This window comes from Streptomyces sp. S.PNR 29 (genome assembly GCF_030386795.1).
Classification (GTDB): domain Bacteria; phylum Actinomycetota; class Actinomycetes; order Streptomycetales; family Streptomycetaceae; genus Streptomyces.
In genome coordinates, this window is sequence record NZ_JANUQM010000003.1 from 602,696 (window position 1) to 629,467 (window position 26,772).

General features: G+C 70.4%; 32 protein-coding genes. 17 read left to right on the top strand and 15 right to left on the bottom strand.

Features of this window, described 5'->3' with window-relative positions; translation table 11 throughout:
• Positions 1–190: 190 nt before the first annotated feature.
• The gene (locus NW895_RS11560) at positions 191–1,159 is read right to left on the bottom strand and encodes a diacylglycerol kinase family protein (protein ID WP_289935331.1); all 969 of its coding nucleotides are present in this window, start codon (positions 1,157–1,159) and stop codon (positions 191–193) included.
• A 116-nt stretch (positions 1,160–1,275) separates the two neighbouring features.
• On the opposite strand from NW895_RS11560, the gene NW895_RS11565 reads away from it, so the two are divergent.
• Positions 1,276–1,722, top strand: a complete 447-nt coding sequence (locus NW895_RS11565; RefSeq protein ID WP_289935332.1) for a hypothetical protein — start codon at positions 1,276–1,278, stop codon at positions 1,720–1,722.
• 3 nt (positions 1,723–1,725) lie between these two features.
• Here the strand turns inward: NW895_RS11565 and NW895_RS11570 are convergent, their stop codons facing one another.
• The 3 genes from NW895_RS11570 to NW895_RS11580 form a co-directional block, all read right to left on the bottom strand.
• Entirely contained in the window at positions 1,726–2,862 is a 1,137-nt protein-coding gene (locus tag NW895_RS11570) for an RNA polymerase sigma factor SigF (RefSeq protein WP_289935523.1), read from the bottom strand.
• Between the two features lie 17 nt (positions 2,863–2,879).
• Positions 2,880–3,293: an anti-sigma regulatory factor gene (locus tag NW895_RS11575; protein WP_004925829.1), complete on the bottom strand. Its 414-nt coding sequence runs from the start codon at positions 3,291–3,293 to the stop codon at positions 2,880–2,882.
• Between the two features lie 251 nt (positions 3,294–3,544).
• Positions 3,545–3,805 carry a UBP-type zinc finger domain-containing protein gene (locus NW895_RS11580; RefSeq protein WP_289935333.1) on the bottom strand — a complete coding sequence of 87 codons (261 nt, stop codon included), beginning with the start codon at positions 3,803–3,805 and terminating at the stop codon, positions 3,545–3,547.
• Positions 3,806–3,868: 63 nt separating this feature from the next.
• Between NW895_RS11580 and NW895_RS11585 the strand changes: the two genes are divergently transcribed.
• Positions 3,869–5,464, top strand: a complete 1,596-nt coding sequence (locus tag NW895_RS11585; protein ID WP_289935334.1) for a Na+/H+ antiporter — start codon at positions 3,869–3,871, stop codon at positions 5,462–5,464.
• On the opposite strand, the gene NW895_RS11590 is transcribed toward NW895_RS11585, so the two are convergent.
• Together NW895_RS11590 and NW895_RS11595 are read right to left on the bottom strand one after the other, a co-directional pair.
• Entirely contained in the window at positions 5,465–6,415 is a 951-nt protein-coding gene (locus NW895_RS11590; protein WP_289935335.1) for a pyridoxal-phosphate dependent enzyme, read from the bottom strand.
• Between the two features lie 73 nt (positions 6,416–6,488).
• Positions 6,489–7,079 carry an N-acetylmuramoyl-L-alanine amidase gene (locus tag NW895_RS11595; protein ID WP_289935336.1) on the bottom strand — a complete coding sequence of 197 codons (591 nt, stop codon included), beginning with the start codon at positions 7,077–7,079 and terminating at the stop codon, positions 6,489–6,491.
• A gap of 291 nt (positions 7,080–7,370) precedes the next feature.
• On the opposite strand from NW895_RS11595, the gene NW895_RS11600 reads away from it, so the two are divergent.
• From NW895_RS11600 to NW895_RS11630, 7 genes are all read left to right on the top strand, one after another.
• Positions 7,371–8,777 carry a family 2B encapsulin nanocompartment shell protein gene (locus tag NW895_RS11600; protein WP_289935337.1) on the top strand — a complete coding sequence of 469 codons (1,407 nt, stop codon included), beginning with the start codon at positions 7,371–7,373 and terminating at the stop codon, positions 8,775–8,777.
• 34 nt (positions 8,778–8,811) lie between these two features.
• Positions 8,812–9,978, top strand: coding sequence for a family 2 encapsulin nanocompartment cargo protein polyprenyl transferase (locus NW895_RS11605; protein ID WP_289935338.1), 1,167 nt, complete (start codon positions 8,812–8,814; stop codon positions 9,976–9,978).
• A 376-nt stretch (positions 9,979–10,354) separates the two neighbouring features.
• Positions 10,355–10,963: a GNAT family N-acetyltransferase gene (locus tag NW895_RS11610; RefSeq protein WP_289935339.1), complete on the top strand. Its 609-nt coding sequence runs from the start codon at positions 10,355–10,357 to the stop codon at positions 10,961–10,963.
• A 150-nt stretch (positions 10,964–11,113) separates the two neighbouring features.
• Entirely contained in the window at positions 11,114–11,359 is a 246-nt protein-coding gene (locus NW895_RS11615) for a hypothetical protein (RefSeq protein ID WP_289935340.1), read from the top strand.
• An 84-nt stretch (positions 11,360–11,443) separates the two neighbouring features.
• Positions 11,444–11,857 carry a YciI family protein gene (locus NW895_RS11620; protein WP_289935341.1) on the top strand — a complete coding sequence of 138 codons (414 nt, stop codon included), beginning with the start codon at positions 11,444–11,446 and terminating at the stop codon, positions 11,855–11,857.
• A 7-nt stretch (positions 11,858–11,864) separates the two neighbouring features.
• The gene (locus tag NW895_RS11625; RefSeq protein WP_289935531.1) at positions 11,865–12,020 is read left to right on the top strand and encodes a hypothetical protein; all 156 of its coding nucleotides are present in this window, start codon (positions 11,865–11,867) and stop codon (positions 12,018–12,020) included.
• A gap of 10 nt (positions 12,021–12,030) precedes the next feature.
• Complete coding sequence (locus NW895_RS11630) at positions 12,031–12,294, top strand: hypothetical protein (RefSeq protein WP_289935342.1); 264 nt, start codon at positions 12,031–12,033, stop codon at positions 12,292–12,294.
• Here NW895_RS11630 and NW895_RS11635 read toward each other — a convergent pair.
• Positions 12,281–13,024: a VOC family protein gene (locus NW895_RS11635; RefSeq protein WP_289935343.1), complete on the bottom strand. Its 744-nt coding sequence runs from the start codon at positions 13,022–13,024 to the stop codon at positions 12,281–12,283. The two genes, NW895_RS11630 and NW895_RS11635, sit on opposite strands and share 14 nt — an antisense overlap.
• 134 nt (positions 13,025–13,158) lie before the next feature.
• On the opposite strand from NW895_RS11635, the gene NW895_RS11640 reads away from it, so the two are divergent.
• Both NW895_RS11640 and NW895_RS11645 read left to right on the top strand, forming a co-directional pair.
• Complete coding sequence (locus NW895_RS11640; protein ID WP_289935344.1) at positions 13,159–14,316, top strand: inorganic phosphate transporter; 1,158 nt, start codon at positions 13,159–13,161, stop codon at positions 14,314–14,316.
• A 53-nt stretch (positions 14,317–14,369) separates the two neighbouring features.
• Complete coding sequence (locus tag NW895_RS11645) at positions 14,370–14,603, top strand: hypothetical protein (protein ID WP_289935345.1); 234 nt, start codon at positions 14,370–14,372, stop codon at positions 14,601–14,603.
• Positions 14,604–14,763: 160 nt separating this feature from the next.
• Here NW895_RS11645 and sodN read toward each other — a convergent pair whose 3' ends face one another.
• Positions 14,764–15,159, bottom strand: a complete 396-nt coding sequence (sodN, locus tag NW895_RS11650) for a superoxide dismutase, Ni (protein WP_289935346.1) — start codon at positions 15,157–15,159, stop codon at positions 14,764–14,766.
• 145 nt (positions 15,160–15,304) lie between these two features.
• On the opposite strand from sodN, the gene sodX reads away from it, so the two are divergent.
• Positions 15,305–15,739 carry a nickel-type superoxide dismutase maturation protease gene (sodX, locus tag NW895_RS11655; protein WP_289935347.1) on the top strand — a complete coding sequence of 145 codons (435 nt, stop codon included), beginning with the start codon at positions 15,305–15,307 and terminating at the stop codon, positions 15,737–15,739.
• On the opposite strand, the gene NW895_RS11660 is transcribed toward sodX, so the two are convergent.
• A complete protein-coding gene (locus tag NW895_RS11660; protein ID WP_289935348.1) occupies positions 15,643–16,272 on the bottom strand; it encodes a CGNR zinc finger domain-containing protein in 630 nt (209 codons plus the stop codon). The genes sodX and NW895_RS11660 overlap by 97 nt on opposite strands.
• 100 nt (positions 16,273–16,372) lie before the next feature.
• On the opposite strand from NW895_RS11660, the gene NW895_RS11665 reads away from it, so the two are divergent.
• Entirely contained in the window at positions 16,373–17,143 is a 771-nt protein-coding gene (locus tag NW895_RS11665; protein WP_289935349.1) for a class I SAM-dependent methyltransferase, read from the top strand.
• Between the two features lie 64 nt (positions 17,144–17,207).
• On the opposite strand, the gene NW895_RS11670 is transcribed toward NW895_RS11665, so the two are convergent.
• From NW895_RS11670 to NW895_RS11680, 3 genes are read right to left on the bottom strand one after another with little or no spacing between them, the layout of a single operon-like run.
• Positions 17,208–17,969 carry an amino acid ABC transporter ATP-binding protein gene (locus NW895_RS11670; RefSeq protein ID WP_289935350.1) on the bottom strand — a complete coding sequence of 254 codons (762 nt, stop codon included), beginning with the start codon at positions 17,967–17,969 and terminating at the stop codon, positions 17,208–17,210.
• Complete coding sequence (locus tag NW895_RS11675; protein WP_289935351.1) at positions 17,966–18,913, bottom strand: amino acid ABC transporter permease; 948 nt, start codon at positions 18,911–18,913, stop codon at positions 17,966–17,968. Before NW895_RS11675 ends, NW895_RS11670 begins: the two co-directional genes overlap by 4 nt.
• 34 nt (positions 18,914–18,947) lie before the next feature.
• Positions 18,948–19,907, bottom strand: coding sequence for an ABC transporter substrate-binding protein (locus tag NW895_RS11680; protein ID WP_289935352.1), 960 nt, complete (start codon positions 19,905–19,907; stop codon positions 18,948–18,950).
• Between the two features lie 765 nt (positions 19,908–20,672).
• Here NW895_RS11680 and NW895_RS11685 point away from each other — a divergent pair.
• The 4 genes from NW895_RS11685 to NW895_RS11700 all read left to right on the top strand — a co-directional run bounded on the left by NW895_RS11685 (position 20,673) and on the right by NW895_RS11700 (position 24,272).
• The gene (locus tag NW895_RS11685; RefSeq protein ID WP_289935353.1) at positions 20,673–21,905 is read left to right on the top strand and encodes an NADP-dependent malic enzyme; all 1,233 of its coding nucleotides are present in this window, start codon (positions 20,673–20,675) and stop codon (positions 21,903–21,905) included.
• Positions 21,906–22,427: 522 nt separating this feature from the next.
• A complete protein-coding gene (locus NW895_RS11690; RefSeq protein ID WP_289935354.1) occupies positions 22,428–23,393 on the top strand; it encodes a zinc-binding dehydrogenase in 966 nt (321 codons plus the stop codon).
• Between the two features lie 103 nt (positions 23,394–23,496).
• Positions 23,497–23,706 carry a helix-turn-helix domain-containing protein gene (locus tag NW895_RS11695; RefSeq protein WP_289935355.1) on the top strand — a complete coding sequence of 70 codons (210 nt, stop codon included), beginning with the start codon at positions 23,497–23,499 and terminating at the stop codon, positions 23,704–23,706.
• Positions 23,706–24,272: a Clp protease N-terminal domain-containing protein gene (locus NW895_RS11700; RefSeq protein WP_289935356.1), complete on the top strand. Its 567-nt coding sequence runs from the start codon at positions 23,706–23,708 to the stop codon at positions 24,270–24,272. The genes NW895_RS11695 and NW895_RS11700 overlap by 1 nt, the downstream gene beginning before the upstream one ends.
• Before the next feature lie 98 nt (positions 24,273–24,370).
• Here NW895_RS11700 and NW895_RS11705 read toward each other — a convergent pair whose 3' ends face one another.
• The 3 genes from NW895_RS11705 to NW895_RS11715 all read right to left on the bottom strand — a co-directional run bounded on the left by NW895_RS11705 (position 24,371) and on the right by NW895_RS11715 (position 26,716).
• The gene (locus tag NW895_RS11705) at positions 24,371–25,423 is read right to left on the bottom strand and encodes a PadR family transcriptional regulator (RefSeq protein WP_289935357.1); all 1,053 of its coding nucleotides are present in this window, start codon (positions 25,421–25,423) and stop codon (positions 24,371–24,373) included.
• 1 nt (position 25,424) lies between these two features.
• Positions 25,425–26,393 carry a DUF4097 family beta strand repeat-containing protein gene (locus NW895_RS11710; protein WP_289935358.1) on the bottom strand — a complete coding sequence of 323 codons (969 nt, stop codon included), beginning with the start codon at positions 26,391–26,393 and terminating at the stop codon, positions 25,425–25,427.
• A 143-nt stretch (positions 26,394–26,536) separates the two neighbouring features.
• Positions 26,537–26,716: a DUF6104 family protein gene (locus tag NW895_RS11715; RefSeq protein WP_028420339.1), complete on the bottom strand. Its 180-nt coding sequence runs from the start codon at positions 26,714–26,716 to the stop codon at positions 26,537–26,539.
• Positions 26,717–26,772 lie beyond the last annotated feature (56 nt).

Genomic DNA, 26,772 nt, shown 5'->3' on the forward strand with positions numbered 1-26,772 from the left:
GGTGATCTGTGGAGGCCGGTGGTGCGGGCCGTCCCGATCGCCACGTAGAGACTCGCAAACCTCAGCGGCGGATACAAGCCCTTCCGGAAAGTTTTTTTTGATTCTTCGGTGTCGACTAGGTCACAGCCGTACTTCCATGGGGTGGATCCTGGCCTAAACGTTCGAGTGAAAGGACTTTAGCCCCTTCTGCTCACACAATCACACGCAGTGCACGGCGTACGCCTGTGAACGTCACGCTGGTACGCAGTCCGAGGTGGTCACCGTCCATCTGGAGGGGCAGCGGAGCCTTCGAATGCAAGGTGAACTCGGTGAGGTCGTGCAGCGAGACCGCGTGCCTGCCCCGGGGGCCACGCTCGGGGGACGAAGTGAGCAACTGGGTGCCATACCGGGCAACCGCGGCCGAGGAGAGGCGGCTGAGACCGAAGATGTCGAGGCCGGTATCGAACGAGGCCTTAGGCGACGCGTAGATCGGGCGATTACCCAGAAACGTCCAGGGCGAGGTGTTCGAGACTATGGACAGGACGAGATCGGTGATCGGTTCCTCACCGGCCCGCTCCAACGTGATCGTGCCGTGCCGGCGGTTCGGCTCGCCGAGCAGTTGACGCACTACCTGGCGTACGTAAAGAGCGTGTGTGGATTTCTTGCCGCGCTCGCGGTGCTGCTCCACCCGCCCGACCACCCCGGCGTCGAAGCCCAGCCCCGCGTTGAAGGTGAACCAGCGGGCCGGGACCGCCTCGTCGTCCGTGCCCGGCGTGCCCGAGGCCAGGCCCAGCCCGACCGTACGTTCGCTGCTCTCACGCAGCGCGTCGAGCAGGGCGCCGGTGGCCTCGACGGCGTCATTGGGCAGACCCAGCGCGCGGGCGAAGACGTTGGTGGAGCCGCCGGGAACCACGGCGAGCCCCGGCAGGTGTGCCGGGTCGGGGCCGGCGTGCAGCAGGCCGTTGACCACCTCGTTGACCGTGCCGTCGCCGCCGAGGGCCACGACCAGGTCTATGTCCTCGCTCTCCGCCGCCTGCCGGCCCAGGTCGCGCGCGTGGCCGCGGTACTCGGTGGTGACCGCCTCCAGCTTCATCTCGCTCGCGAGCGCGTGAATCAGGACTTCGCGCGTACGTGCGCTTGTGGTGGTTGCCGCCGGGTTGACCACGAGAAGTGCACGCATGGTGTGCAGAGTACCTACTGGGCGGTACCGGGCACAGGGCGAGGTAGGGATCGGGTAAGAGATCGCCGCGTGAGGCTCACCACGGGGGTCTGAACGGCGAGGGCTACTCTTCAAGGGTGAGCAGTGAGCAGACTCCCGCCCCCGAAGCCGCCGAAGAGGCGGGCCCCCGTCCTGTGCGGCTGACCGCAGCGGCGGGGCTCGCCGCGTTCGAGGGATTGGCGCTCGTCGCCGGCGGCGTCTGGATGCTCGTCCGGGGCCTCACCGGCCACCCGGACGACCGGACCTCGGCCGTCACTGGCGGCATCACCCTCGTCGTCCTCGCGCTGCTGCCGCTGCTCGCCGCCCGCGGGCTGCTCGGCCGGCGAAGCTGGAGTCGCGGACCCGCCGTCATCACGCAGATCATGGCGCTGCCGGTGGCCTACAACCTGCTGCAGGCCGACAGCGTGGCGATCCCGGCGGGGATCGTGCTCGCGGTCGTGGCCGTCACGGCGCTCGTCCTGCTCGTCAACCCCGAGACGACCAGGGCCCTCGGGATCCGGGGGCCCGGCAACGTGCAGAAGTGACCGCTACTCCTCGACGAGCAGCTTCTCCCGCAGCTGCGCCAGCGTGCGCGCCAGCAGGCGCGACACGTGCATCTGCGAGATCCCGACCTCCTGTGCGATCTGCGACTGGGTCATGTTGCCGAAGAAGCGCAGCAGCAGGATCCGCTTCTCGCGCGGTGGCAGATCCTCAAGCAGCGGCTTGAGCGACTCCCGGTACTCGACACCCTCCAGTGCCTCGTCCTCGGCGCCGAGAGTGTCCGCGACCGCCGGGGACTCGTCGTCCGTGTCCGGAACGTCCAGGGACAGCGTGGAGTACGCGTTGGCGGACTCCAGGCCCTCCAGGACCTCCTCCTCCGAGATCGACAGCTTCTCGGCGAGCTCGTGGACCGTGGGGGAGCGGCCGTGCAGCTGTGAGAGCTCCGCGGTCGCCGTCGTCAGCGCCAGCCGCAGCTCCTGCAGCCGTCGCGGCACCCGCACCGCCCAGCCCTTGTCGCGGAAGTGCCGCTTGATCTCGCCGACGACCGTCGGAGTCGCGTACGTCGAGAACTCCACCCCGCGGTCGGGGTCGAAGCGGTCGACCGACTTGATCAGGCCGATGGTGGCGACCTGGGTGAGGTCGTCCAGCGGCTCGCCGCGGTTGCGGAAGCGGCGTGCGAGGTGCTCGACGAGCGGCAGATGCATCCGGACCAGCTGGTTGCGCAGCTCCGCGTACTCCGGGCTGCCCTGGTTCAGGGCGCGCAGCTCGGTGAACATGGCGCGTGCGCCGCTGCGATCCTGCGGTCCGTGCGGCGTGCCCTGCACGCTCTGTGCGCCCAGCGCGTCATCCCCGGCGTATCGCTCGTGCTCGCTCATCGTCCCGCCCGTCGCCCTTCCCCGAGCCCTCGCCTCCGCCCCCGCTCCCGGCTTCGCCCGGGTGGGAGGGCCCCCACGGACGGGGGAGACCCCGATCCGTACGTCCGGAGGCGTGCTCTGCACGGCATCGTCCCGATCCCGCCGGCCGGCATCCGTAGGTCCGTTCGCCGTGGAGGCGTCCTCCGGATGCGGCCGGGCCTGCTCGGGGATGCCGTCGATGCCGTCCGCCATGCGTCGGGATGTGCTTGAGCTGCTGCTGCTCGTGCCCTCGGCCGGCAGTTCCCGTGTGCCGCGCTCTTCGTCCCGCACCGGCCCGTCCCCGTTCCTCACGCCGGCCCGGGTCCCGCGCCGCGCTGTTTGTAGAGGCTGATCGAAACGGTTTTGTCTTCGTCCACGGCGGAGGAGACCTTGCCCGCCAGGGCGGACAGCACCGTCCAGGCGAAGGTGTCGCGCGAGGGGGCGTGGCCGTCCGTGGTCGGGGCCGAGACGGTGACCTCGAGCGAGTCGTCGACGAGTCGGAAGACGCAGCTGAGTACCGAGCCGGGCACGGCCTGCTGGAGCAGGATCGCGCACGCCTCGTCCACCGCGATGCGCAGGTCCTCGATCTCGTCGAGGGTGAAGTCCAAACGGGCCGCGAGGCCGGCGGTCGCCGTACGCAGCACCGACAGGTAGGCACCCGCAGCCGGCAGCCGGACTTCCACGAAGTCCTGGGTCGCGGGCTCGCCTGCGATCTGGGACACCCTCACCTCCAAGGTGGTACAAGCGTTTCAGGGCCGAGGGTCGCCCCCTCGGGGAACGCGATACGTGGTTCAGCGTGACGCTATCGCGCTCTGAACGTTACTGTCCCCGGGACCCCAGCCCCCTGCTGTCACTCATAGTAAACATACATATACGCACAGTGGCTAGGGGTTTGCCGGGCCCAAATGGGAAGAGCGCGCGCCGGATTGACGTACCCAGACGTCAGACGGTCGAACCGTCCGGCTCCCGGGTCTCAGACGAGCACGTGATCGACGAAGCACCAGCGCCAGGTCTCACCGGGCTCGAAGGTCCTCATCACCGGGTGGCCGGAGTCCTTGTGGTGCTCCGTTGCGTGCCGTCCCGGCGAGGAGTCGCAGCAGCCGACGTGACCGCAGCTGAGGCAGAGCCGCAGCTGCACCGGATCCATGCCGTCGGCCAGACACTCCGGACATGTCTCGCTCAGCGGCTGTGGTTCCGGGTGCGGCAGCGCGTCGGCGTGCGTGCACTGTTTCATGATTGCCAGATTACGACGCTTGTGCGGATGACCGCGCGAAAAAAGAGGGGCGGGCGAGAACCGATGGACGTGATGCCACTGCTGTTGCTGGTGGCGGGCAGTGCCGCCATCGCCGCGGCCGCCCGGCGCACCCCCGTGCCGGCGCCGCTGCTGCTGGTCGCGGCCGGGCTCGTCGTGTCGTACGTCCCCGGAGTGCCCGACTACACCCTGGATCCGCACGTCGTCCTGCCGCTGCTGCTGCCCCCGCTGCTGTACACGGCGGCCATCGACAGCTCCTACCTCGACCTGCGGGCGCAGACACGCCCCGTGGCACTGCTGTCGGTGGGATACGTGCTCTTCGCGACCTTCGCCGTCGGCTGGGCCGCGTATCTGATCGTGCCCGGCCTGCCGCTGACCGCGGCGCTGGTGCTCGGCGCGGTGGTGGCGCCGCCGGACGCCGTCGCGGCCACGGCGATCGCGCGCCGGGTGGGCCTGCCGTCGCGCATCACCACGATCCTCCAGGGCGAGTCCCTGCTGAACGACGCCACCGCGATCACCGCCTACAAGGTGGCGCTCGCGGCCGCCGTCGGGGAGGGCGCCACGTGGGCCGGCGGGATAACCGAGTTCCTGGTCGCCGCGGTCGGCGGGGTCGGTGTCGGACTGGTGCTGATGGTGCCGATCCACTGGTTGCGCACCCACCTGAAAGAAGCGCTGCTGCAGAACACCCTCTCCCTGCTGATCCCCTTCGTGGCCTACGCGGCGGCCGAGCAGGTGCACGCCTCCGGGGTGCTGGCGGTGGTCGTCGTCGCACTCCACCTCGGTCACCGCGCGTGGGAGGTCGATTTCGCCACCCGGCTCCAGGAGGACGCGGTGTGGAGGATGGTCGCGTTCGTCCTGGAGTCGTCCGTGTTCGCGCTCATCGGACTGCAACTGCCGGTGGTCCTGAGAGGACTCGGGGAGTACGAGGGCGCCGACGCCGCCTGGTACGCGCTCGCCCTCTTCCTGGTGGTGGTGGCGGCCCGGTTCGTGTGGGTGTTCCCGGCGACCTTCCTGCCGCGCGCGCTGTCGGCCCGCATCCGCGCGCGTGAGGAGAACCCCACCTGGAGGGGGCCGGTCACGGTCGGCTGGGCCGGCATGAGAGGCGTCGTCTCGCTGGCCATCGCCTTCTCGGTCCCGCTCACCGTGAACGGCGGCGAGCCTTTCCCGCACCGCAATCTCATCCTCTTCCTGACCTTCACGACGGTCATCGGCACGCTGGTCGTGCAGGGGCTGACGCTGCCCCCGCTGATCCGCGTCCTGAAGTTCCCCGGGCGCGACACGCAGGCGGAGACGCTCGCGGAGGCGAACGCCCAGGCGCAGGCCTCCCGGGCCGCCGAGCAGCGCCTGGACGAGCTCCTGACCGATGAGCGCAACGCCCTTCCGGCACCGCTCGCCGACCGTCTCCGCCAAGTCCTGGAGCGCCGCCGCAACGCCGTCTGGGAACGCCTCGGCCAGGTCAACCCGGTCACCGGCGAGACCGTCGACGACACCTACCGGCGACTGTCCCGGGAGATGATCGGCGCCGAGCGCGAGGTCTTCGTCAAGCTGCGCAACGGCCGCTACATCGACGACGAGATGCTGCGGACGTTGCTGCGCAGGCTGGACCTGGAGGAGGCGGCGATCTACCGGGAAGCTGCCTAGCTAGGGGGTCTCCGCCCTGGGGCCTGTCCAGCGGCGCTCCGGCTCCGGGAAGGGGCGCCCGGTGATGACGGCCGCGATCGTCGTCCCGCGTGGGAAGGCGTCTTCCTCCACGAGGGCCACCAGGCCGTACAGCAACTTGGCGACATAGAGACGCTCCACGGGCAGGCCGTGGCGGTGCTCGAAGTCCTCGGCGAAGGCGTCGAGTGCGGGGGTGGTGCGCGCGTAGCCGCCGAAGTGGAAGCGGTCGACCAGGCACCAGTCGCCGCGCGGACCGCCGAAGGCCAGTTCCTGGAGCCGCCGTATGTCGGCGCTCAGGAAGCCGCCCTTGAGGACGGGTATGCCCAGCGCTCGCTGATCTGCGGCGAGCCCGGCGGCCATCCCGGCGAAGGTGCCGCCCGTGCCGCAGGCGACGGCGACGACGTCGGCCCGGCCCCGCAGCTCCGCACCGAGCGCACGGCAGCCGCGGACGGCGTCGGCATTGCTGCCGCCCTCCGGAACGACGTACGCGTCCTCGGCGCCCGCCGCCCGCAGGACGGCCGCCAGGGTCTCCGGCTCGGTCTTGCGGCGATACGTCGACCGGTCGACGAAATGCAGCCGCATGCCGTCGGCCGCGCACCGGGCCAGGGAGGGGTTCAGCGGGCGGTCGGCCAGCTCCTGGCCCCGCACCACGCCGACCGTGGGCACACCGAGCAGCCGCCCGGCGGCGGCCGTGGCGCGCAGGTGGTTGGAGTACGCGCCGCCGAAGGTGGCGACGGTCCGGCCACCCGCCGCCGCGAGGTTCGGCGCGAGCTTGCGCCACTTGTTGCCGACCAACTCCGGGTGGATCAGATCGTCCCGCTTCAGCACCAGGCGGACGCCCCGCCGGGCGAAGCGCTCGTCCGGGACCTCCTGCGAAGGCGAGGGCAGCCGCGGGCGCAGGGCGGTGAGGTCGGGGGATTCGGTGCTGGTCACGACACCATTGTGGGCCGTCCGTGGGACGCGGACCGGGCCCGCTCGGTCATCCGTCACCAGCCGCGGCACACCATCACTTCAGCCGTTCCCGGATGCGCTCCCGCATCCCTGCCATCGTGAAGCCCCGCGGGTCGACCTTCCCCGGCTGCCACTCCAGGTGCCCGATGACGGACCGTTCCGTCCACCCGTGGTGGCGGCAGACCGCGGCGGCGGCTCTCTCGATGGCCTCCAGCTGGGCCGCCGGCCAGGGATCCTCGCCGTCGCCCAGGTTCTCGCACTCGAAGCCGTAGAAGTGCCGGTTGCCGTCGGTGTTGGCCTCGTTGTCCTTCGGCAGCCCCTTCTCGGCGATCACCGCACGCAGTACCTCGTCGTCGCCGAGCCCGGCGTGGTTGGCCCGGCCGTACCCGACCAGGTGGACGGTGCCGTCCTTGGTGATCACACCGTGGCACAGCGGTCCCGGCAGGTCCGCGTAGCCCTTCCGGCAGAGCTCGACGGTCCGCGCGCTGCCCTTGGTCACGGTGTGGTGGATCATCACGCCGTGGACGGGTCCCCACGGGCCCTTGTGGTTGCGATTGTGGGTCTGCCAGTCGCCGACTTCGACGACGGTGAGGCCCTCCGCCTTCAGCGCCTTCAAGAAGCTGCCCGCGGACATGGGTGATGCCATGGCCGGCTCCTTCATGCTGCGCGACGGTCGCCCGTTGCGGCCGCCTCGTACCGCTGCTTGTACCGAAACGGAGCGCCCGCGACTAATCGTTCGGGCCTTGTACGAGCCGATCCGGACAATGTTCGTCCGCGTGAACGGCTGGGCGGGCACCCATATGTGCCCCGGCCGTCGATGATCCATTCCCGCTCTTTCGGGTAATAGCACCAACACGCTCCGTGAGGAAGGCTTGGCCGTGCACATCGATGCCCCGGCGCAGACCGGCTCCGGGGCAAAACGGGAGGGCATTTCTCTATGTCGGTAGGCGAAGAGGTCCGCACCGAGCAGTCCAGGCCGCAGCAGAGCCTCGGCACTGCGGCCGCGCGGAACCTGGCCACCACGACCAAGTCCGCGCCTCAGATGCAGGAGATCAGCTCTCGCTGGCTGCTGCGCATGCTGCCCTGGGTGGACGTGCAGGGCGGTACGTACCGGGTGAACCGGCGACTTTCGTTCGCCGTGGGGGACGGCCGGGTGACGTTCGTGAAGACCGGTGACCGCGTCGAGGTCGTGCCGGTCGAGCTGGGCGAGCTGCCGGCGCTGCGGTCGTACGAGGACGAGGAGGTGCTCACGGAACTCGCCCGGCGCTGCGAGCAGCGTGAGTTCGCCGCCGGGGAGGTGATCGCCTCCTTCGGCAGCCAGACCGACGAGGTGTACCTGCTGGCACACGGCCGGGTGGAGAAGATCGGCACAGGCCCGTACGGCGAGGACGAGTCCCTCGGCGTCCTCGCCGACGGCGCCTACCTCGGCGACCAGGCGCTGCTCGACTCCGACGCCATCTGGGAGTACACCGCCCGCGCGGTCACCGCCTGCACGGTGCTCGTGCTGTCCCGCCAGGACGTCGAGCAGGTCGCGGAGCGCACCGACTCCCTGCGCGAGCACCTCCAGCAGCGGCGGTCGATCCCCGCCCAGCGCACCAACAAGTACGGCGAGAAGGAGATCGACCTCGCGGCCGGCCACACCGGCGAGCCGGACATCCCGCACACCTTCGTCGACTACGAGGCCAAGCCCCGTGAGTACGAGCTGAGTGTCGCCCAGACCGTGCTGCGCATCCACACGCGCGTGGCCGACCTCTACAACCAGCCGATGAACCAGACCGAGCAGCAGATCCGGCTGACGGTCGAGGCGCTGAAGGAGCGCCAGGAGCACGAGCTCATCAACAACCGCGACTTCGGACTGCTCCACAACTGCGAGTACGACCAGCGGATCCAGCCGCACGACGGCGTTCCCGGTCCGGACGACCTGGACGAGCTGCTCAGCAGGCGGCGTGGCACCAGGCTGCTGCTCGCCCACCCGCGCGCGATCTCGGCGATCGGCCGCGAGCTCAACAAGCGGGGACTCGTCCCTGAGACCATCGACGTCGGCGGCAACCGCATCCCCACCTGGCGCGGTGTGCCGATCTTCCCGTGCAACAAGATCCCGGTCACCGAGGCCCGCACGACCTCGATCATCGCGATGCGTACCGGCGAGGCGGACCAGGGCGTCATCGGCCTGCGGGCCACCGGCCTCCCGGACGAGATCGAACCGAGCCTGTCCGTGCGCTTCATGGGCATCAACGAACAGGCCATCATCAAGTACCTGGTGACGGCCTACTACTCGGCCGCGGTTCTCGTACCGGACGCGCTCGGCGTCCTGGAGAACGTCGAGATCGGCCGCTGGCGATGATCCTCCCCATCCGCTCACTGACCGAGGCGGTCCCATGGGCGAGCCCCTGACGGAGCAGGAGCAGGGCACCATCGAGACCCGGCGTTCCACCGGGAGGCGGCGCCCCACCGGAACGTCGGACACGTGCGAAAGGGCGAGCGCCATCGGGACGCACGGGGACAGCCGACCGGGGCCGCCCGACGGGCACGAGGCGGCGGCACTCCTGGAACGTGCCCGGGCGTCGGTCGACCCGGAACTGCGTGCCGCGCTGATGTCGCTGCCGGGCTCGATGCGCCGGATCGCGCTCTACCACTTCGGCTGGGAGCATGCCGACGGCACACCCGCGGCGGGCAACGCGGGCAAGGCGATCCGCCCGGCGCTCGTCCTCGCCTCGGCCGCCGCGCTCGGCGGGGCCCCGGCGCGGGCGGCGGCGGTGCGGGCGGCCACGGCGGTGGAGCTGGTGCACAACTTCACCCTGCTGCACGACGACGTGATGGACCGGGACACCACTCGCCGGCATCGGCCCACCGCGTGGACCGTGTTCGGTGAGGCCGGTGCGATCCTCGCGGGTGACGCCCTCCAGGCGCTGGCCCTGCGGCTGCTCGCCGAGGACCCGCGACCGGCGTCCCCGGCGGCTGCCGCGCGGCTCGCCGACTGCATCGTGGAGCTGTGCGCCGGTCAGCACGCGGACACGGCGCTGGAGCGACGCAGCCCCGCCGAGGTCACCCTGGAGGAGGTACTCGCCATGGCCGAGGCCAAGACGGGCGCGTTGCTGGGGTGCGCCTGCGCCCTCGGCGCGCTGTGTGCGGGCGCGGCGGAGGAGGACGTCGAGGCGCTGGACGCGTTCGGACGCCAGGCCGGGCTGGCCTTCCAGCTCATCGACGACGTCATCGGCATCTGGGGCGACCCGCACCGCACCGGTAAGCCGGCCGGCGCGGACCTCGCCGCCCGCAAGAAGTCGCTGCCGGTCGTCGCCGCGCTCGCCTCCGGAACGCCGGCTGCGGCGGAACTCGCCGAGCTGTACGAGAACCCGCCGGAGAAGGAGGACCTGGAGCGCATGGCACTGGCCGTGGAGCGGGCGGGCGGCCGGGACTGGGCCCAGGCCCAGGCGGCCGACCGAATGGCCCGGGCGATGCAGGAGCTGGCCCGCGCGGTGCCAGAGCCGGAGGCGGCGGGCGGCCTGCTCGCGCTGGCCGAGTTCGTCACGCGGCGCAGCAGGTGAGGGCTGGCTGTCGGGGCGTGCTGCGGCATTGGCCGGTTCTGGGGGCGCGGTACATAACGGGCCGCAGCGCCGCACCCCGCCACTGCCGCCCGCGGCCGTCTGCCCCGTCACCGCAACCGGGCGCTCCCAACCGCCTGCCCGCCCGTCGCCCCCCGCCGGGCGCACGAAGACCCCGGAGCCCTCGTTGGTCCGTGCGGTTCCTGACCCCGCGCGGGCCGTACCCGAGGGCTCCGGTTCGGTGGGTCCCGCGCATCCCCCACGGTGTGCGGGGCCCGCCTCCCACGGGTACCGGCAGGATCTCGACGTCCCTGTCACGCTCACCGGTTAGGCTGCAACGGCCATATACAGGGCGCCGGTTGGGACGAAGGGGCGGGACATGGGCGTGGCGATCCGGACGGCGGGGGAGGGCGATCGGGAGCTGGTCGTCCGGCTGCTGGACGAGGCCTTCCGGGACGATCCGGTCAGCCGCTGGGTGCTCCCCGGCGACGAGTACCTCCGTACCACGCACCCGAGGCTCATGGGCGCGTTCACCGACATCGTGCTCGCAGCGGGGCGTATCGACATCACTGCGGACGGCTCGGCCTGTGCGCTGTGGTTGTCCGTACCGGCGGACGATCACGACGACGCCGAGGGCGACGGCCCGGCCCTGGTGCGCGAGGCCGTCGGTCCGGACAATCAGCGTGCCGAGCTGATCGGACGGCTCACTGCGGAGGTCCATCCCTCCGGCCGCGCCCACGAGTACCTGTGGATGATCGCCGTGGCCCCCGGACGGCAGGGCGAGGGCCTCGGCACCGCGCTCATCGCGTCGGTTCTGGACCGCTGCGACCGGGAGGGGCTGCCCGCCTACCTGGAGGCGAGCAACCTCCGCAGCCGCAAGCTCTACGAACGGCTGGGCTTCGAGTTCACCGGCCAGGCGGTGAACCTGCCGGACGGACCGCAGATGTGGCCGATGTGGCGCGAGCCGCAGGCCGCCGACAGGGGCTGAAGGACCAGCCTGCGCCCGTACCTCGCCTCGCGCACTCCGCGACAGTCGCCCGGCCGCCACCGACTTCGCCCTCCAGGACGTCCGCACTCCGGCACCGGCGCGCTGGTCCGTACCTGAGCGCGCAAGCGCTGACCGGCCTACGCTGAGGGCATGGGCAGCGAACCACACGTCTGTCCCGTCTGCGGACAGCCAGTCGAAACGGTCGTCCGGCGCCACAAGACGCTGGGCGCGTGGGTCCCGGTATGGGTCGCCGGCCCGTGCCGCAATCCGGAGTGCGAGGCATTCGGCGAGGAGGGCGTGGAAGGCGCAGCGGGCGTGGTGGGCCCGGAAGGCACCGAGCCCGATGCCCGGCGCGGAAGCGCCGAACGCCGGAAAACCACCGCGGAAAATGCCTGAACCGCGTCGAGAACCCCGGCCCGGCTCCGACGTTCCCTGTGAGAACCGACCGCGAAGGGCGGCCCGAGCCGAAGGAGCGGACTGATGAAGTACCTGGTCATGGTGCAGGGCACCCAGGCGGACTACGAGGCGATGCAGGGCAAGGCGTCGCCCGGGGCCCCTGCGTGGAGCGAGGAGCAGATCCAGGCCATGTACGCCCACATGGGCGCCATCAACGACGACCTCGCCGAGTCCGGTGAGCTGATCGACGCCCAGGGGCTGAGCGAGCCCGCGCAGACCCGGCTGGTGCGCCGGGGAGAGGACGGCGAGCCGGTGATCACCGACGGGCCGTACGGCGAGACCAAGGAGGTCATGGCCGGCTACTGGCTCCTGGAGTGCGAGAGCCTGGAGCGGGTCACAAAGATCGCCGAGCGGGTCAGCCGCTGCCCCGTCCCCGAGGGCAGCACCGACTACGGCGTGGTGATCCGGCCCGTGATGGACGGGGCCGGGGACATCTGAGACGGCCGTGCGCAAGCCGACCGACGTCGAGGCCCTGCTGCGCCGGCACGCGCCGCAGGTCCTCGGGGCGCTGGTCAGACGGTACGGGCACTTCGACGCCGCGCCCCTCAGCCTCCCGGAGCGACGCTATCTGCAGACGCGGGCGGCGCGGCTCAGAGGCTAGCCTGTCAGGCATGGGCATGACGGGGGAGAGGCGTCGTCGGGTGTGGCGGTGGGCCGTGGCCGTGTGGGCGGTCGCCGTGATCGTCGGGGGCGGGTTCACCCTCTGGCTGCAGGACTCGGTGAAGCCGCCGGGGCCGTACCGGTGGGAGCAGGCGGAGGCCACTTCGACGCCTTCTCTGCCGGAGGGGTGGGAGACGCAGTGCCCGACCCCCTCGGCCGGAGCCGACGAGGACGGCCCGGTGGCGATCGCCTGTCTGATCGTCACGACCCGCTGAGAGACAGCCCGCCCGTCTCCGGATCGCGCCCGGTCAGGCAGTACACCCCGCCCGCCGGGTCGCGCATCACCGTCCAGTGGACGCCGGGGGTGGCGAGGGCCGCGCCGAGCCGTTCGTGGTCGGCGCGGGTCGCGTCGATGTCGGCGCAGGCCAGGTCGAGGTGGGCCGAGGCGGGCCGGTCCTCGCCGAGCCGCTGCAGCAGGATGCGTACGGGCAGTCCGGGCGGCGGCTTGACCACGTGGTATTCGGGGAGCGCGCCGGGCAGGGAGTCCCAGTCCGGCAACAGGGCGCTCCAGAAGGCGACTTCGGCGTCGTAGGACGACGGCGCGAGGTCGAGGCACACCTGGTCCAGCCGGCTGCCGCGCACGACGGGGGGCCGGGCCGACTCCCCGTGCCACGGCACCGCACAGAACAACTGCCCCGCCGGTGACCGCAGCACGGACCAGCCGTCGTGCCCGGCCACCACGCTCGCCCCGAGCCGCAGCGCCGACGCCACGAACTCCGGTACGTCGTCGGCGCAGAAGTCGAGGTGCGCGCCGCCGTCGCCCGCCGCGACCGCCTGCACCTTCACGCACGGGTCGGCCCCGTCCGGCAGCAGGGTCACGAACTCGCCCTGCTCGCCGCGCGGTTCGGACAGCCGGGTGTCCGTGACGGCCGTCCAGAACTCCCGGGTCCGGTCGGCGAGCCCGGCGGGACGGTCTGTGAAGGCGTAGGTCCAGCGGATGCCCATGGGCAGCGATCGTAGATCGTCCGGGCGTTCTCCACACCGGCGTCGCACCATGCACATCGGCCGTGCGCGTGATCCTGGAGCGGCCTTTGCCCTCGGTTCGCCGTGCATTGGCCTGCGCTTGTTTGCATTCAGGAATGGACCACATCACCTTCCTGGTGGCGGTCGTCATCGTCACGGCCCTCGCTTTCGACTTCACCAACGGATTCCACGACACGGCGAACGCGATGGCGACGTCCATCGCCACCGGCGCGCTCACACCGAGAACCGCGGTTGTGGTGAGCGGGGTCCTCAACGTCGTCGGCGCCTTCCTGTCCACCGAGGTCGCCAGGACGATCTCCGGCGGCATCGTCGACGACGCCCTGGTCACCCCGGGGATGATCTTCGCGGGGCTGGTCGGGGCGATCCTGTGGAATCTGCTGACCTGGCTGGTCGGGCTGCCGTCGAGTTCGTCGCACGCCCTGTTCGGCGGGCTGATCGGGGCCGTGTGGGTCGGCGCCGGCTCCCACGGCGTGCACTTCGCCAAGGTGGTCGAGAAGGTGCTGGTCCCGGCGGTGGCCTCGCCGGTCGTGGCCGGTGTCGCCGCGCTGTTCGCCACCTACCTCGCGTACCGGCTGACCGATCGCGCCCGCAAGCAGTCCGTGACCAAGGGCTTCCGGATCGGGCAGATCGCCTCGGCGTCCCTCGTCTCCCTCGCGCACGGCACGAACGACGCGCAGAAGACCATGGGCGTCATCACGCTGACCCTGATCTCGGCGGGTGCGCTCGGCAACGCCGCCGAACCGCCGCTGTGGGTCATCGCCTCCGCGGGCCTCGCCATCGGCCTCGGCACCTATCTGGGCGGCTGGCGGATCATCCGCACCATGGGCAAGGGCCTGACGGAGATCCAGTCGCCACAGGGATTCGCCGCCGAGACGGCCTCCACGACCGTCATCCTCACCTCCGCCCACCTCGGCTTCGCCCTGTCGACCACCCAGGTCGCCTCCGGCGGCATCCTCGGCGCGGGGCTGGGCCGGCGGCTGGCCGAGGTGCGCTGGGGCGTCGCGGGCCGCATGGTGGTCGCCTGGCTGATCACGCTGCCCGCCGCCGCGCTGGTCGGTGGCGTCTCCGCGAGCGTGGTCACGCACGGCGGCGACCTCGGCACGGCGGTCGTCGCGCTGGTCGGCGTCGCCCTCGCCGCGGGCATCGTGGCCCTCTCCCGCCGCAGCCCCGTTCACGCGCGCAACGTCAATGACGCCCACGAGGTCACCCTCAGCGCCGCACCACCGGCCGAGGTCGGCGCGGCCGCCGCCTGACACCGGCAGCCCTACGCAGCCCTGTTCCCCCAGCGTTACGGAGAGTTGAAGCAATGCATCTCGACTGGACCGCTCTCGGCCAGGTCACCGCGGTGAGCATCGGCGTCACCGTCGCCGTCGTCATCGTCTTCGCCATCGGGATCCTGGGCCTCGCCCGGGTCGACGAAGCCCGCGAACGCAGCGGCGGCACTCCGGCCGTCGCCGTCGTCCAGGCCGCCCTGTGCTTCCTGGCGTGCGCGGCCGTGGTGGCGTACGGGATCCATCTGATCGTGCCGCAGTTCCGCTGAGCAGCCCTGATCACGGCGGGCGGTGCCGCCGAGGGGCGGCGGGGGAAGACGACCGCACCCGGTCCGTGATGGGCGCCGTGCTCGGCGGTATACGGACCGGGTGCGGGTCAGAACGACCAAGCGATCGAAGAGACCGTAGGTCGATCGGCGTGATCGAAGATCAGGCCTTCTTGGTCTCCCAGAAGATCTTGTCGATCTGGGCGATGTAGTCCAGCGCCTTCTGGCCGGTGGCCGGGTCGGTCGAGCCCTTGGCGGCCGACAGGGCCTTCAGGGTGTCGTTGACCAGCTGGTGCAGCTCCGGGTACTTCTCGAAGTGCGGCGGCTTGAAGTAGTCGCTCCACAGCACGGAGACGTGGTGCTTCGCGAGCTCCGCACGCTGCTCCTTGATGGTGGTGGCGCGCGCCTGGAAGTGCGGGTCGTCGTTGCCGGCCATCTTCTCCTGGATGGCCTTCACCGACTCCGCCTCGATGCGGGCCTGGGCGGGGTCGTACACACCGCAGGGCAGGTCGCAGTGCGCGCTGACCCTGACCTTGGGGGCAAACAGGCGGGAAAGCATGAAGCATTCCTTCCTCGTGATCGTCTTCTCAGGGGGGACATTACTCTTCGAGGGATCGGTTTTCGCTAGTGCCCCCACGGGCTTAGGACAAAAGTCCGGGGTGAGACTGAGACTGGTGGAGGATCGGACCGGGGAGGTACCGGGGATGCCGGAGCTGTCGCAGGAGAACGAGCGCGCGAGGGCGCTGCTGCCGTTCGGGCCGGCCGAGGTGACCGGGCCGTCCATGGTGCCCACGCTGCAGCACGGGGACCGGCTCGTGGTGCACTGGGGAGCCCGGATCAGGCCGGGTGACGTGGTCGTTCTGCGGCATCCCTTCCAGCAGGACCTGCTGGTCGTCAAGCGGGCCGCACAGCGGCGCGAGGGCGGCTGGTGGGTGCTCGGGGACAACGCGTACGCGGGTGGCGACAGTACGGACTACGGGGTCGTCCCCGAGGATCTGGTCCTCGGCAAGGTCAGGTTCCGGTACCGGCCGCTCAGAGGCGATCAGCGCTCGCCGTTCGGGCTGGTCCGCTGGGCGCTCTCCGCCGCCAGGCCGGTCTTCTCCGACCGGTCGGCCTCCAAGCGCTTGCGGGCACGGTAGGCCGCCACGTTGGCGCGGGTCGCGCAGCGGTCGGAACAGTAGCGGCGGGAGCGGTTCGTGGACGTGTCCAGGTAGGCGTTGCGGCACGGGGACGCCTCGCACAGGCCCAGACGGTCCACGCCGTACTCGGTGAGGTGGAAGGCCAGGCCCATCGCCGCGATCGCCGCGTAGCCCGCGGTCGCGTTGGACGGGTGGTCCGCCAGGTGCATGTGCCACAGGGGGCGGCCGTCGTCGTCACGGAAGTCGTGCCCGGAGATCTGCGGGCTCACCGGGAACTCCAGCAGCAGGGAGTTCAGCAGGTCCACCGCCAGTGTCTCGTCACCGCCGTCCGCCGCCTCGAAGACCGCGCGCAGCCGTGCCCGGACCGAACGGAAACGCGTCACGTCCGCGTCGGTGGCGCGCCGGGCCGCCGACTGGTTGACGCCGAACAGGTCGCGGACGGCCTCGATCGAGGTCAGGGAGTCCTTGCCCCGGGCCGGTTCCTCGGTGTTGACGAGACGTACGGCGTAGTCCGAGTAATAGGCCAGTTCCACTTGTAGTCCTTACGGAGGGGCTCTATGGTCATGGGTGCGGTCTGGTAACAGCTGATCGTGCTTTCAGGGTATTACGTGACGTACATGAGGGAGGGGCTCGATGACGGACGCGGACACCACCACGGCCACCGCCGACTGGCACGCCTGGCAGGAGAGCTGGGACCGGCAGCAGGAGTGGTACATGCCCGACCGCGAGGAACGCTTCCGGATCATGCTGGACATGGTCGAGGCCCTGGTCGGCACCGCACCGCGCGTGCTCGACCTCGCGTGCGGCACGGGAAGTATCACGGCCCGGCTGCTCGCCCGGTTCCCGGAGGCCGTCAGCACCGGCGTCGACCTGGACCCCGCCCTCCTCGCCATCGCCGAGGGCACCTTCGCGGGCGACGAGCGGGTCTCCTTCGTCACCGCCGACCTCAAGGACCCCGACTGGCCGGCGAGGCTGCCGTACGACTCCTACGACGCCGTCCTGACCGCCACGGCCCTGCACTGGCTGCACAGCGAACCCCTTGCGGCCCTCTACGGTCAGGTCGCGGAGCTCGTCCGCGACGGCGGTGTCTTCATGAACGCGGACCACATGATCGACGAGAAGACGCCCCGGATCAACGCCGCGGAGCGCGCGCTGCGGCACGCCCGGATGGACCGGGCCAAGGAGAGCGGCGTGCCGGACTGGTCCGAGTGGTGGCAGCTGGCGGCCAAGGACCCGGTGCTGGCGGAGCCGACCGCTCGCCGCTTCGAGATCTACGGCGATCACGCGGACGGGGACATGCCGTCGGCGGCGTGGCACGCGCGCGTGCTGCGGGAGAAGGGCTTCGGTGAGGCGCGGCCGGTGTGGTGCTCGCCGTCGGACACCTTGCTGCTGGCGCTGAAGTAGGCGGGTGACATGGGAAGGGGCGGTACGAAAGACTCCGTACCGCCCCTTCTCGCGCTGCCTGTGCTCAGAGGACCTTCGACAGGAAGGACTTCGTCCGCTCGTGCTGGGGGTTCGTCAGCACCTCGCGCGGGTGGCCCGATTCGACCACCACGCCGCCGTCCATGAAGACCAGGCTGTCGCCGACCTCGCGGGCGAAGCCCATCTCATGGGTGACGACGATCATCGTCATGCCGGACTCGGCGAGGTCGCGCATGACGTCGAGGACGTCACCGACCAGCTCCGGGTCGAGGGCCGAGGTCGGCTCGTCGAACAGCATCAGCTTGGGGTCCATGGCGAGGGCCCGGGCGATCGCCACGCGCTGCTGCTGGCCGCCGGACAGCTGCGAGGGGTAGTTGCCCGCCTTGTCGGCCAGGCCCACGCGCTCCAGCAGCTGCCGGGCGCGTTCCCTGGCCTGGGCCCTGCTCATGCCCTTGACCTGCACCGGCGCCTCGATGACGTTCTCCAGCGCGGTCATGTGCGGGAACAGGTTGAAGCGCTGGAAGACCATGCCGATGTCCCGGCGCTTCAGCGCGACCTCGCTGTCCTTGAGCTCGTAGAGTTTGTCGCCCTTCTGGCGGTAGCCGACCAGCTCACCGTCGACGTACAGACGGCCGGCGTTGATCTTCTCCAGGTGGTTGATGCAGCGGAGGAAGGTCGACTTGCCCGAGCCGGAGGGGCCGATGAGGCAGAAGACCTCGCCGGACTTCACCTCCAGATCGATGCCCTTGAGGACCTCGACAGGGCCGAACGACTTGTGGACGCCTTCGGCCTTGACCATGGGGGTCATGCGGTGCCTCCCGTCGACGCCGAACGGTTGGACAGGGACAGCAGGTTCGCCTTGATCTTCTGGAACGGGGTGGCCGGGAGCGACCGGCTCGAACCCCGGGCGTAGTACCTCTCCAGGTAGTACTGGCCGACGCTGAAGACCGAGGTCAGCAGCAGGTACCAGGCGGCCGCGAGGAACAGCATCTCGGCGGGGGCGCCGGAGGTCTGGCCGATGTCCTGGGCCACGCGGAACAGCTCGGAGTACTGGACGACCGAGACCAGCGAGGTCGTCTTCAGCATGTTGATGACCTCGTTGCCCGTGGGCGGCACGATCACGCGCATCGCCTGCGGGATGACGATCCGCCGCAGCGTCTTGGCGTGGCTCATGCCCAGCGCCGCCGACGCCTCGGTCTGGCCCTCGTCGACCGAGAGCAGGCCGGCGCGGCAGATCTCCGCCATGTACGCGGCCTCGTTGAGGCCGAGGCCCAGCAGCGCCGTCAGGAACGGGGTCATGAAGTCCGACCACTCGTCCTTGTAGAACGGCCCGAGGTTGATGTACTCGAAGACCAGGCCCAGGTTGAACCAGACCACGAGCTGCACGAGGACCGGGGTGCCGCGGAAGAACCAGATGTAGAACCACGCGATCGACGAGGTCACCGGGTTCTTCGACAGGCGCATGACGGCGAGCAGGATGCCGCCGACGATGCCGATCACCATGGACAGGACGGTCAGCAGGAGCGTCTTGCCCACACCGTCGAGGACACGGTTGTCGAAGAAGTAGTCCGGGATCGCGCCCCAGTTGATCTTGCCCTGGGAGAACGCGTAGACGATGCCGCCCAGCAGGGCGAGAGCGATGACGGCGGAGACGTACCGGCCGTAGTGCCGGACCGGGATGGCCTTGATGGCCTCCGGCCCGGCCGGGGGTGTGTCGGCCGGGCCCGTCGTCTTGTCGATGTCAACAGTCACGGGTGTTGCCTTTCAGTGCCCGCAGGGATCGCGGTCACTTGCCGCCGTTGATGGTGGCTTCCTTCACGGCGCCGTCCGTGACGCCCCACTTCTGCAGGATCTTCTCGTACTCGCCGTTGTCGATCACCGCGTCCAGCGCCGCCTTCAGCGCGTCCCGCAGCTGCGTCTGGTCCTTGGCGACCGCGATGCCGTACGGGGCGGCCTCGACCTGGTCGCCGACGATCTGGAAGTCCTTGCCGCCGCCGGAGGTCTTCACGGCGTACGCGGCGACGGGGAAGTCGGAGGAGCCGGCGTCGGCGCCGCCCGCGCGCAGGCGGGTCTGGGCCTGCTGGTCGTTGTCGAAGGCCTCGATGGACAGCTTCTTGTTCGCCGGGCACTTCTTCGCCTCGGCCTTGGCCAGATCCTCCGAGACCGTGCCGCGCTGCAGCACGATCTTCTTGCCGCACAGGTCCGACCAGGTCTTGATGCCCTGGTCGTCGCCCTTCTTGGTGTAGATCGAGACACCGGCGGTGAAGTAGTCGACGAAGTCGACACCCTCACCGACCTTCTTGCCGGTGTCCGAGTCGATGCCCTCCTGGCGGTCCTTGGTGTCGGTCATCGCGGACATCGCGATGTCGTAGCGCTTGGAGCGCAGACCCGTGATCAGGGTGTCGAAGGTGCCGTTCTCGAACTGGAACGTCACACCGAGCTGCTTGCCCATGGCTGCCGCCAGGTCCGGGTCGATACCGACCGTCTTGCCGGAACTGTCCTTGAACTCGACCGGCGCGTAGGCGATGTCGGAACCGACCTTGATGACGCCCTTGTCACGGATGGACTTCGGCAGCTTGTCGGCCAGCGGCGCCGAGGTCGTCGTCGCCGTTTCGCCGTCCGAGCCGCTGTCCTTGGTCTGGTCACCGCATCCGGTGAGCAGCAGAGTGCCTGCGACCGCGATCGCACCGACCGCTGCTAGCCGTGAGTGCGCGGCGGTGGTACGACGGGTGGAGCGTGCGGTCATGGTGGGTTCCTCCGGCGGATGGGTGGAGTTGCCGATGGGGCAGGGGGGGGCTCCGGCCGATGGGTTCGGCAGGTGCCGTGGGTTTTGCGGGTCGACGGAACACACACCTTCGAGTGTCGCGACCTCGTGTGATTACGGCATCTTGCCATTCGGACGGATCCATTCAGGGGGCCTGCCATGTCAAAATCGGATAACAGGTGACCCTTACGTCACAGTAGGTCGGTAGATCGCGACCGAATGTTTGCGGGAATCATCCCTTCCGGCCGGAAGATCTTCGGCGAATCCGGGGACGGAGGCGGGCGGCGCCCGATGTGTCCCGACTGCTTGAGTACCTGTCAAGGCGTTGTCGAGGGGCGTCCGGATGCTGAGCTATGAGTCATGTCACCGGTTGTGATCTTTTGGTGCCCGTCCAGGGCGCGGCGTGTGTGCGCCTTGGGGGTGGTCATGTCCGATTTGGGGAGTGGGGCGCCCTCGGTCCGGGGGTGGGGAGGGCTTGGTCCGGGTGTGTCCTGGGGGCGTCTCGGTGTTTGTCGGGGTCCGTCATGTGAGCTTGCGCTTATTCGACTCGTCGTCGGGGGCGTCCGTCGGGTAAGAAGGTTCTTTACACCCCTCATCCGGGGCTCAGGGCGCGTGTGCGGCGCGCCCGACGCGTATGTGCCCGTACGTATCCCGTACGTGTCACGACCAGGGCCGTACGCGGTGCCCGCCCACCCCTCACCAGGAGTGGCCACCCTCAACCAATGAACACTTAAGGGGTAAAACGAAGTGGCAGCGGAGATCGTCAATCCTCGCAGCGACAGCAGTACGGAGCAGGAGAGCGGGGCAGAGCCCCTCGATTCCTTCGATCCGGTCGACCCTGCGTTCGCGCTGCATCGCGGCGGCAAAATGGCTGTGCAGGCCACCGTGCCGGTCCGCGACAAGGACGACCTGTCCCTGGCTTACACGCCCGGCGTCGCGAAGGTGTGCAGCGCGATCGCCGAGCAGCCGGAGCTGGTCCACGACTACACGTGGAAGTCGTCGGTCGTCGCCGTCGTGACGGACGGTACGGCGGTGCTCGGGCTCGGGGACATCGGGCCGGAGGCCTCCCTTCCGGTGATGGAGGGGAAGGCGATCCTGTTCAAGCAGTTCGGGGGCGTGGACGCGGTGCCGATCGCGCTCGACTGCACCGACGTCGACGAGATCGTGGAGACCGTGGTCCGGTTCGCGCCGTCCTTCGGGGGCGTGAACCTTGAGGACATCTCGGCGCCGCGGTGCTTCGAGGTCGAGCGGAAGCTGCAGGAGCGGCTGGACATCCCGGTCTTCCACGACGACCAGCACGGTACGGCTGTCGTGACGCTGGCGGCGCTGCGGAACGCCGCGCGGCTGAGCGGGCGGGCGCTCGGGGAGCTGCGGGCGGTGATCTCCGGTGCGGGGGCGGCTGGGGTCGCCATCGCGAAGATGCTGGTCGAGGCCGGGATCGGGGACGTCGCCGTCGCGGACCGCAAGGGTGTGGTGTCGCGGGACCGGGAGGATCTGACGCCGGTCAAGCGGGAACTGACGGAGTTCACGAACAAGGCGGGCATCACCGGGTCGCTGGAGGCGGCTCTGGAAGGTGCGGACGTGTTCATCGGGGTCTCCGGCGGTACGGTGCCGGAGTCGGCCGTGGCCTCGATGGCCGAGGGGGCCTTCGTGTTCGCGATGGCCAACCCGAATCCTGAGGTGCACCCCGAGGTCGCGCACAAGTACGCGGCCGTTGTGGCGACCGGGCGGTCGGACTTCCCCAACCAGATCAACAACGTGCTGGCGTTTCCGGGGATCTTCGCGGGGGCGTTGCAGGTGCGGGCGTCTCGGATCACCGAGGGGATGAAGATCGCGGCGGCTGAGGCGCTGGCGGCCGTGGTGGGGGATGACCTCGCGCCGGACTACGTCATTCCGTCGCCGTTCGACGAGCGGGTCGCGCCGGCGGTGACTGCGGCGGTGGCCGCGGCCGCTCGGGCGGAGGGCGTTGCTCGTCGGTGACGGGTTGGGTGGCCCCGTCCCTGTGGGGGCGGGGCCATTTTTGTGTCTGGGCGCTGGGCTGGGGCGAGACGCGAGGCTGGGGGCTGGGCTGGGCTTGGGCGGGCGGGGGGTGCGGATGTGGTGCCTGCGGCGGCCTGTGCGGGGCCGGTGGGGGTGCGGATGCCTGCGGCGGCCTGTGCGGGGTCGGTGGGGGTGCGGATGCCTGCGGCGGCCTGTGTGGGTTCGGTGGGGGTGCGCGTTGCGCCTACGGGTGGGGGGTGGGTCGGGGCCGCGCCGGGGGGTGTCCGTCCTCGGTCCGGCGGGGCTGTCTGCTGGAGGGTGGGCGGTGAGGGACGCCGGCCGCTGCGGGCGGACACCCCCCGACACGGCCCCTTCTCGCCGTGGGCGGGTGCGGGTGGCACCGCGGTGCCACGCCGGACCAGGTGACGTTCCCCGGGCAGTGACCGTCGGCGCTGACAAGAGGGCGAGTGTCACAGAGCTCCATGGTTCCGGTTGCCGGACGCGGACCCTATCGTCAAGGTCATGTTCGCTGTCTACGCCGCCCGAATCGACCGCGACCAGCCGCTGTCCGGTCTGGAGTTGGGGGAACGCCCGGCCCCCGAGGCCCGTCCCGGCTGGAGTGTCGTCAACGTCAGGGCCGCCTCCCTCAACCACCACGACCTGTGGTCCCTGCGCGGCGTCGGCCTCGCAGAGGACCGGCTGCCGATGATCCTGGGCTGTGACGCCGCCGGCGTCGACGAGGACGGCAACGAGGTCGTCCTGCACTCCGTGGTCGGACAGAGTGGGCACGGGGTCGGCCCCAAGGAGCCGCGCTCGATCCTGACCGAGCGCTATCAGGGGACGTTCGCCGAGCAGGTCGCCGTGCCGACCTGGAACATCCTGCCCAAGCCCAAGGAGCTCTCCTTCGAGGAGGCCGCCTGTCTGCCCACCGCATGGCTGACCGCCTATCGGATGCTGTTCACGAACGCCGGAGTACGGCCCGGTGACTCGGTGCTCGTGCAGGGGGCCGGCGGGGGTGTCGCCACGGCCGCGATCGTGCTCGGTAAGGCGGCGGGGCTGCGGGTCTTCGCCACCAGCCGGGACGAGGCCAAGCGGAAGCGGGCCGTGGAGCTGGGTGCGGTGGAGGCGCTGGAGCCGGGGGCGCGGCTGCCGCAGCGTGTGGACGCCGTGATCGAGACGGTGGGGGCCGCCACCTGGTCGCACTCGGTGAAGTCGCTGCGGCCCGGCGGAACGCTCGTCATCTCCGGTGCCACGAGCGGTGACCGGCCCTCGCACGCCGAACTGACCAGGATCTATTTCCTGGAGCTCAAGATTGTCGGGTCCACGATGGGGACGAAGGACGAGCTGGAGGATCTGCTGTCGTTCTGCGCCGCCACCGGTGTGCGTCCCGTGATCGATGAGGTGCTGCCGTTGGAGCGGGCCCGTGAGGGCTTCGAACGGCTGGCGTCCGGGGACCAGTTCGGGAAGATCGTGCTCACCCACGGCTGACGTCGTACTGCTTGCTGCTCATGGCCGGTCCGGGCTCTCCGGGCCGGCCATGCGTGTGTCAACTGGGGTTGACTGTTGAAGTGTGTCAACGTAGGTTGACGGTATGACCGAAGCTACAGATCTCGCCGAGCGTGCCGGCGACCGCGATCCGCGGGTCGGGCTGCGGGCCGTCGCCGCGCTGCGGAGGCTGCTGGAGCAGCTGGAGGCGGTGCAGGTGCGCAGTGCGCGTCAGCAGGGCTGGTCGTGGCAGGAGATCGCCACGGAGCTCGGAGTGAGCAGGCAGGCCGTGCACAAGAAGTACGGGAGGCATTGATGTTCGAGCGGTTCACGAAGGACGCCCGTGCCGTGGTCAAGGGGGCGACCGAGCAGGCCGAAGGGGCGGGGGCGCGGACCGTCGACAGCGGGCATCTGCTGCTTGCGCTGATGGACCGTGAGGGCAGTCGCGCCTCTTTCGCGCTGGCCGCCTTGGGGGTCGGTGGGCGGAAGGAGTCGGTACGGCGGGCGCTGGAGGAGGCGCGGCGGCGCGCCGGGCTGTCGCGGGCCGAAGCCGACGCCCTCGCCGGACTGGCGATCGATGTCTCCGAGATCGTCGCCCGGGTGGAGGAGGTGCACGGGGTCGGGGCGATGTCCGGCGACCGGAAGGTCAAGGGCTGGTGGTCGGGGCATCGCTCCTTCGGCCGTGACGCCAAGGAGGTGCTGGAGAAGTCCCTGCGGGTCGCCCTAGCCCATCGTGATCGGCATATCGGTGACGAGCATCTGCTCCTTGCCCTGACCGTCCGGCCCGGTGTGCCTGCCGAGGTCCTTGCCGATCACGGGGTGACGTACGAGTCGCTGACTCGGGTTCTGTACGGGACGGGTGGTCAGGCGAAGGCGGGCTGATCCGTCGGGGTCGGGTACGACTGCCACCGGGCGTCAGGGAGGGGCGCTTGCGGCGGCACCCGCCCAGCAGGATGGGTGCCGCCGGCGCTGACGACTGCTCAGGCCTTCGGCGTTCGCAGTATCGCCCCGATGTGTGCCGCCGCCGTCGAGAGGTGGCGGCGGGCCTCGCGGAGCTGGTCGGGGGTGACGCCGTGGTCGCGGGCCGCGTCGCGGATGTCGTCCCGGAAGCGGTCGAGCAGGCGGTCGAGGTCGCGGGCCGGGTCGCCGGTGGAGTCGGCGGCCTCTTCGTGGGCCCAGGACGGTACGTAGTCGGCCGGGAAGTCGTGGGGTGTCTGCGTGTACTCCGGGCCTGAGGCCGACGCTCCGGTGCCGTTGCCCGTCCAGCCGAAGGCGTAGTCCTTGCCCAGTTCGCCGAACTCCTTGGCCAGTTCGGTCAGGCCCTCACGCAGGCCGGTCGGCCAGTCGCCCCGCGCGAAGTGGTCCTGTACCTGTTCCTGGACCCGCCGGGCGATGCGCTGCACCTCTTCCTGTGCCTGGGCCCGGGCACGCTCCTGGGCCTCCTTCGCCTGGCGACGGGCCCGCTGGGCCTCCTCCCGGGCACGGCGGCTCTCGTCCTTGGCGCGCCGGGCCTGTTCCTTCCACTCCTGCTTGGCGCGCCGCATCTCCTCCTTGGCGGCGCGCCAGGCCTCCTTGTCGGTGTAGCCCGTGTAGTCCCCGAAGGCGCCGTCCGTTTCGGTGGTGTGGCCCTTGGCGCCGGTGCCGTGGCGGGCCTCGCTGGCCGCCGCCCGCATCTCGCGGCGGAGGTCGCCGGCCGCGCCGCGCACGTCGGCCCGGATCTCGGCGGCGAGTTCCGCGACCGACTCCCGGATCTCCAGCTCCAGGTCGGCCAGCTCACCGCTGCGGTCGGCCAGTTCGGCGCGGCCTGCGTCCGTGATGGAGTACACCTTGCGGCCGCCCTCGGTGGTGTGGGTGACCAGGCCCTCGGCCTCCAGCTTGGCCAGGCGCGGGTACACCGTGCCCGCTGACGGCGCGTACAGCCCCTGGAAGCGTTCTTCGAGGAGGCGGATCACCTCGTAGCCGTGGCGCGGGGCTTCGTCGAGCAGCTTCAGGAGGTAGAGGCGGAGGCGTCCGTGGGCGAAGACGGGAGGCATGTCAGAGCACCTTCTTGTCGGTCGTGCCGTCGGCCGGGGTGCTGGTCGCGCCGTCGCCCCGGCCGGAAACGGAATTGTCCCCCGAGTCGCCCCGGTGACCGCCCGCCGGGTCACCTGCCGTGACCTTGCTGCCGGGTCCCCCGTCCCATGCCTCGTCCTCGTCCTCCCCGGGCGGGCGCCGCAGGAGGGCGATCGAGCCGGAGACCGTGGTGGCCCGGAGCTTGCCGTTGCCCGCGCCGAGCCGGCCGGTGACCTGGTGGGCGCCCCACTGGCCGTGGACCCGGAGGCCCTCGAAGGCGTTGGAGATGGTCCCGCTCGCCGTGTTGGCCTGGACCTCGGCGTCCGCGGGGTGCGGCAGCCGGATGGCGATCTCGCCCGAGACGCTGTTCAGGCGGACGTCGGTCGGGCCGCCCGGGTCGAGGTCGACGATCATGGAGCCGCTGACCGAGTCGGCCCGCACGGAGGGGCCGGAGCCCTCGACCACCGTCAGATCGCCGGAGACGGAGTTGAAACGGAGGTCGCCGGTGACGGCCTGGGCCTCCAGATTTCCGGAGACCGTGTCCGCGCGGACCGGGCCCGACAGCCTGACGAGGGTCGTGTCGCCGGTGACGCCTTTGACGACCGAGGGCCCCCGCACGCCGGAGACGACGGCGGCGGCGTCGACGACGCCCACCTCCACGTGCGTGCTCGCCGGGACGGCGAGGGAGACCGTCGCGCTGCGGCGCCTGCCTCTGCGGTCGAGCCACTTGAGGAAGCCCTTCCAGGGCAGGTCGTCGTAGGCCACCGTGAGCGTGCCGCCCCGCTGGGTCACCAGCAGGGGCGGGCCCTCGATCTCGGAGACCTCCAGGAGGGCGGAGTCCTCGTCGGTCCCCACGACGTTCACCGTGCCGCTGACGAGGCGCACGTGGAGTTCGCGCACGGGCGCGTCGAACGTGAGCTTCTTCGGCTCCGCGACGGACCACTTGGACATGGTGCAGACCTCCCCGTGACATCACGCCATATCGCGTCTCTTGCTGATTACGATATATCGCGGTCACGGAAAGTCAAGACGCCAGCAAAAGGGGCGCCCCGAAGGCGCCCCTGAGAAAAGGCGCCCCTGGGCGCCCGGCGGACCTACTCGTCGTCCTCGTCGTCCAGCCGCGCCAGCCACGTGGCCAGCCGTTCCACCGGCACCTCGAAGTCCGGGTTCAGGTCGACGAACGTCCGCAGCTGCTCGGCGAGCCACTCGAAGGTGATCTCCTCCTCGCCGCGCCGTTTCTCCAGTTCCTCGATGCCACGGTCGGTGAAATACAACTCTCGCTCCTGATCCGGACGGGACAAGCCCTGGTGCCTGCTCCTCTCAGAGTAGG